At 68.2% G+C, this 4933-nt stretch carries 4 protein-coding genes; 1 reads left to right on the top strand and 3 read right to left on the bottom strand.

Annotated elements, in window-relative coordinates; all coding sequences use genetic code 11:
* On the top strand, positions 1 to 2249 hold a 2249-nt coding region (locus BGO62_RS13605), incomplete at its 5' end, for a Tex family protein (RefSeq protein WP_296643450.1).
* A 139-nt stretch (positions 2250 to 2388) separates the two neighbouring features.
* On the opposite strand, the gene BGO62_RS13610 is transcribed toward BGO62_RS13605, so the two are convergent.
* The 3 genes from BGO62_RS13610 to BGO62_RS13620 all read right to left on the bottom strand — a co-directional run bounded on the left by BGO62_RS13610 (position 2389) and on the right by BGO62_RS13620 (position 4519).
* Entirely contained in the window at positions 2389 to 2979 is a 591-nt protein-coding gene (locus tag BGO62_RS13610; RefSeq protein ID WP_296643454.1) for a YceI family protein, read from the bottom strand.
* Positions 2980 to 3089: 110 nt separating this feature from the next.
* The gene (locus BGO62_RS13615) at positions 3090 to 3497 is read right to left on the bottom strand and encodes a hypothetical protein (RefSeq protein WP_296643456.1); all 408 of its coding nucleotides are present in this window, start codon (positions 3495 to 3497) and stop codon (positions 3090 to 3092) included.
* Positions 3494 to 4519, bottom strand: coding sequence for an RNA methyltransferase (locus BGO62_RS13620; protein WP_296643459.1), 1026 nt, complete (start codon positions 4517 to 4519; stop codon positions 3494 to 3496). Before BGO62_RS13620 ends, BGO62_RS13615 begins: the two co-directional genes overlap by 4 nt.
* Between the last annotated feature and the right edge of the window lie 414 nt (positions 4520 to 4933).

Below are 4933 nucleotides of genomic sequence, written 5' to 3' on the forward strand. Positions count from 1 at the left end.
TCTCGCGCTACCGCAAGGAGGCGACGGGCGGCCTGGACGACGCCCAGCTGCGCCTGCTGGAAGACCGGCTGCGCTACCTGCGCGAGCTGGAAGCGCGCCGCGCGGCCATCGTCGAATCGATCGCCGAACAGGGCAAGATGACGCCGGAGCTGTTGAAGGCGATCTCGCTGGCGCCGGACAAGGCGCAGCTGGAAGACCTCTATCTGCCCTACAAGCCGAAGCGCCGCAGCAAGGCGCAGATCGCGCAGGAGGCAGGGCTGGAGCCGCTGGCGGATGCCTTGCTGGCCAACCCGACGCTCGATCCCGAAGCAGCAGCAGCGGCGTATCTGCGCGCTCCCTTCACCACCGAGCAGGGCGACAACCCCGGCGTTGCGGACGCCAAGGCCGCGCTCGACGGCGCGCGGCAGATCCTGATGGAGCGCTTCGCCGAGGATGCGGGCCTGCTGCAATCCCTGCGCGAATACGTGCAGGAACACGGCGTCGTCGAATCCAGAGTGCGCGAGGGCCAGGAAGCGGCAGCGGAAAAGTACGCCGACTACTTCGACTATTCGGAAACGCTCGGCACCATCCCATCGCACCGCGCGCTGGCGCTGTTCCGCGGGCGGCGCGAGGACATGCTGGAGGTGCGGCTGCGCCTCGACAGCGAAGAAGAGCGGCCGGCCTGGAGCGCGCCGCACAATCCCTGCGAGACGCGCATCGCCAGCCGCTTCGGCATCCAGAATCTGAACCGCCCCGCCGACCACTGGCTGATGGACACGGTGCGCTTCACCTGGCGCGCGAAGAGCTTCATGCATCTGGAGCTGGAGTTGATGGGTGCGCTGCGCGCCCGCGCCGAAACCGAAGCGATCAACGTGTTCGCGCGCAACCTCAAGGATCTGCTGCTCGCCGCCCCCGCCGGGCCGCGCGCCGCCATGGGGCTGGACCCCGGCATCCGCACCGGCGTGAAAGTGGCGGTGGTGGACGAGACCGGCAAGGCAGTCGACACCGCGGTGATCTATCCGCACCCGCCGAAGAACGACTGGGACGGTTCGCTGCACACGCTGGCGAAGCTCGCCGAGAAGCACCGCGTGGCGGTGATCGCCATCGGCAACGGCACCGCGTCGCGCGAGACCGACAAGCTGGCGCGCGACCTGATCAAGCTGCGCCCCGAATTGAGGCTGACCAGCGTGGTGGTGTCCGAGGCGGGCGCCTCGGTGTATTCCGCGTCCGAATTCGCCTCGCGCGAATTGCCCGACATGGATGTCTCGCTGCGCGGCGCGGTATCGATCGCGCGCCGCCTGCAGGACCCGCTGGCCGAGCTGGTGAAGATCGATCCCAAATCGATCGGCGTCGGCCAGTACCAGCACGACGTCAGCCAGTTCCAGCTGGCGCGTTCGCTCGATGCGGTGGTGGAGGACTGCGTCAACGCCGTCGGCGTGGATGTGAACACGGCGTCGGTGCCGCTGCTTGCGCGCGTCTCCGGCCTCTCCGCCAGCGTGGCGCAGGCCATCGTCGCCTACCGCGATAGCAAAGGCCGGTTCGCCAGCCGTGCCGAGCTGCGCGAGGTGCCGCGCCTGGGCGAGAAGACCTTCGAGCAGGCGGCGGGCTTCCTGCGCATCATGGACGGCGCCGACCCGCTCGACGCCTCCGCCGTCCACCCCGAATCGTATCCGCTGGTGCAGCGCATCCTCGCCGACATCAAGCAGGACATCAAGGGCGTGATCGGCAACGGCAATCTCCTGAAATCGCTCAACCCGGCGAAATACACGGATGAGAAATTCGGCCTCCCCACCATCAGCGACATCCTCCGGGAGCTCGAAAAACCCGGCCGCGACCCGCGTCCCGAGTTCACCACGGCAAGCTTCAGGGAAGGCGTGGAAACGCTCGCCGACCTCAAGCCCGACATGATCCTGGAAGGCGTCGTCACCAACGTCGCGGCGTTCGGCGCCTTCGTCGACATCGGCGTGCACCAGGACGGCCTGGTGCACATCTCCGCGCTGTCCAACAGCTTCGTCAAGGATCCGCACAGCGTGGTCAAGGCCGGGCAGATCGTGAAAGTGAAAGTGCTGGAAGTGGACGGCAAGCGCAAGCGCATCGCGCTGACGATGCGGCTGACGGATGCGTCAGGGCCGGCGGCCGACAAGCCGCAAGCGGCACAGCGGCCGCCGCGCGACCCTCGCGGCCAGGGCAAGCAGGCGGGCGGAAAACCGAACCGGGCGCCCGCGATGGACGGCGCCATGGCGGCGGCGTTTTCGAAGCTGAAGGGCTGAGCCCGGTTTCCCGAACGGCGAGACCCGATCCCGTTGAAACGCCCCCATCGCGGGTTTCGATCGGGAGGGCCTGGACCATGCCGGCCAACCCCGTCCTGCCGGATGGCGGACGCCTGATCCCGCTGCATCGATCCGGCGCTCAGCGTTCCCCCCGCATCCCGGCTATCCGCTGCATGTCGGATTCGAGAATGGCCTCGACGTCCAGGGTGATCGCGACCTCGTCGCCGACGACCATGCCGCCGCGCGCCAGGGGCGCGTTCCAGCTCACGCCGAAGTCGTGGCGGTTGATCGCAGCGGTGGCGACGAAGCCGATGCGGCGCGTCGGCCCCAGATCCCTGTCGCCCTCCCAGTAGGGGCATTGCCAGCGGCCCAGAAAATGCGCGGCCAGCACGACCGGACGGCTCACCCCGCAGAGGCTGAGATCGCCCGCGACCCTGAAATCGGCCTCGCCCACGCAGCGCACCTCGCTGCTGCGGAAGACGATGTCGGGATGCGTCGCCACATTCAAAAAATCCGGGCCGCGCAGGTGCGCGTCGCGCTCATCGTCGCCCGTCCAGATGCCCGCCGCCGCGATCGTGGCCTCGACTGCGGCGGCGTCCGCCGGACTGTCCGGATCGAAGTCGAGGCTGCCATGCACCTTCTTGAACAGCCCGCGCATGTGCGACACCATCATGTGCCGCACCGCAAACTCCGCGGCGGAGTGTCCCGGTTCGAATATCCATTTGGCCATTTCCCGTCCCTCCGTCCATCCCGCTGCTCCCTGGCCGATTCCCAGTATAGAAATCGCGGTGGATAAACGAGGGCTTGCCGAAACGGCGCGGCCCGTCCCTTCCGTTCGGCTTACCCGCCCGCCTTCCCGGCCCGATAGACGGCCAGCAGGGCGGCCTTCAGTTCCGGCTCGGCGTCCAGGTCGCGCGCGCCCAGCGTCTGCTGCGCGACGGCCCTGACCCGTTGCCAGTCCTGCTCCTCGCGGCAGTCACGCTCGAATCGGGCCCAGTCGAACCGGCCTTCGTGGCAGCTTTGCGCCGCCGCGCCGGTTGCATCCGAGAACGCGATCTCGTGCGACTCCAGCACTTCATACAGGTACGAGTAGGGATCGATCCCAGCCGCCCTGGCCAGCAACTGATGGAAATTGGGCGCCTCGCCCGGCTCGCCGAGACGGCCATCCAGGTCGATGACGGAATCGAGTTCGTGGGTCTCGCCTTTGAACGAGAAGGCCACGCGGGCGCGGATGGTATTGGCGCTCATGCCTGAACGACGCTGGGCACAGCCACGCCCAGCGCCCGCGCCCGCAACTGCCCGCAGCCGCCTTCCACATCCTGCCCCGCGGAGTGGCGCAGCTTGGTCAGCACGCCTCGCACATGCAGGCGGCGCGCCATCTCGGCGGCGCGCTCCCAGCTCGGGCGGCGGTAATCGAAGCCGTCGACGCTGTTGTAGGGAATCAGGTTCATCACCGCGTACTTGCCGGCCAGCAACCGCGTAATCCCGTCCAGCTCGGCCTCGCTGTCGTTGATGCCTTCGAGCAGCGTCCACTGATACTGGATCGGGTAGCCGGTGCGGCGCGCGTAGGCCTCGCCCAGCTCGACCAGTTCGTCCGGCGCGATGTCGGGCGCCCTCGGCAGCAGGCGGCGGCGCAATTCGTGATCGGTGGTGTGCAGCGAGAGCGCCAGCGCCGGCTTCACCGCGGACTGCGGCAGGCGCTCGAACACGCGGCGGTCGCCGACGGTCGAGAACACCAGATTCTTGTGGCCGATGCCGCCCTCGACCCCCAGCAGCCCGATCGCTTCCAGCACGTTGTCCAGGTTGTGGGCCGGCTCGCCCATGCCCATGAACACGACCTTCTTCACCGGGCAGCGGCTCCTGGCCAGCACCACCTGGGCGACGATTTCCGCGCTGGAGAGCTGGCGCAGCAAGCCGGCGCGACCGGTCATGCAGAACACGCAGCCCACCGCGCAGCCGACCTGGGTCGACACGCACACGCCGTCGCGCGGCAGCAGCACGGCCTCCACCGTCTGACCGTCGGCCAGTGCCACCAGCAGGCGCGCCGAGCCATCCTCGCCGGGATGCTCGGCATGCACCCGCGCCAGTCCGCGCAGCTCGTCGAACAGGCCGGGCAGATCGTTGCGCACCGCCAGCGGCAGGAAGTCCTCGGCGCGCCGCCGCTTGTTGTCGAGCGAGCGTCCCTGCGCCCAGGCGCGCAGCACGCGCCCCTCGTGGCAGGGCGCAGCGCCGAGGTCGCGCAGACGTTGTCGGAGTTGGGGGATTCGCATGGCGGGCGGGATGGTAGCACGGTGGCCAGGGTCGGCTGCGGCAGGCTGGCCGCCAGCAACCGGGCAGGATCTGCCCCAAACGCACAGGCCGGCCAATCGTCCGATCCATCTTTGCTACAGTGAAGCAAGGCGGTATGCGATTCTGCAGGGCATGGCGTCCCACCAAGCTGCAAAGGAGTGACCATGGGATTCTTCAGGCTGCGGGACTCGCCTCGATGCTCGACCTGAACGGCGACGGCCATGCGCTGACCCCGCGAAATGCGCGCACGCGAAATTTGAATTTCGACCCTCAAGGGAGGAACACCATGAGCTGGATCGTCTCGTTGATCATTGGCGGCATCGTCGGCTGGCTGGCGAGCATGGTCATGAAGACCGACGCCCAGATGGGCTGGATCGCCAACGTGGCGGTCGGCG

Origin of the sequence: Thiobacillus sp. 65-1402, assembly GCF_001897685.1 — a bacterium.
Lineage (GTDB): Bacteria > Pseudomonadota > Gammaproteobacteria > Burkholderiales > Thiobacillaceae > Thiobacillus.

Bases quoted from the DNA above. Each gene is read 5' to 3' on its own strand.
- BGO62_RS13615 (WP_296643456.1), bottom strand. From the start codon at position 3,497: ATGAGCGCCAATACCATCCGCGCCCGCGTGGCCTTCTCGTTCAAAGGC.
- BGO62_RS13610 (WP_296643454.1), bottom strand. From the start codon at position 2,979: ATGGCCAAATGGATATTCGAACCGGGACACTCCGCCGCGGAGTTTGCG.
- BGO62_RS13620 (WP_296643459.1), bottom strand. From the start codon at position 4,519: ATGCGAATCCCCCAACTCCGACAACGTCTGCGCGACCTCGGCGCTGCG.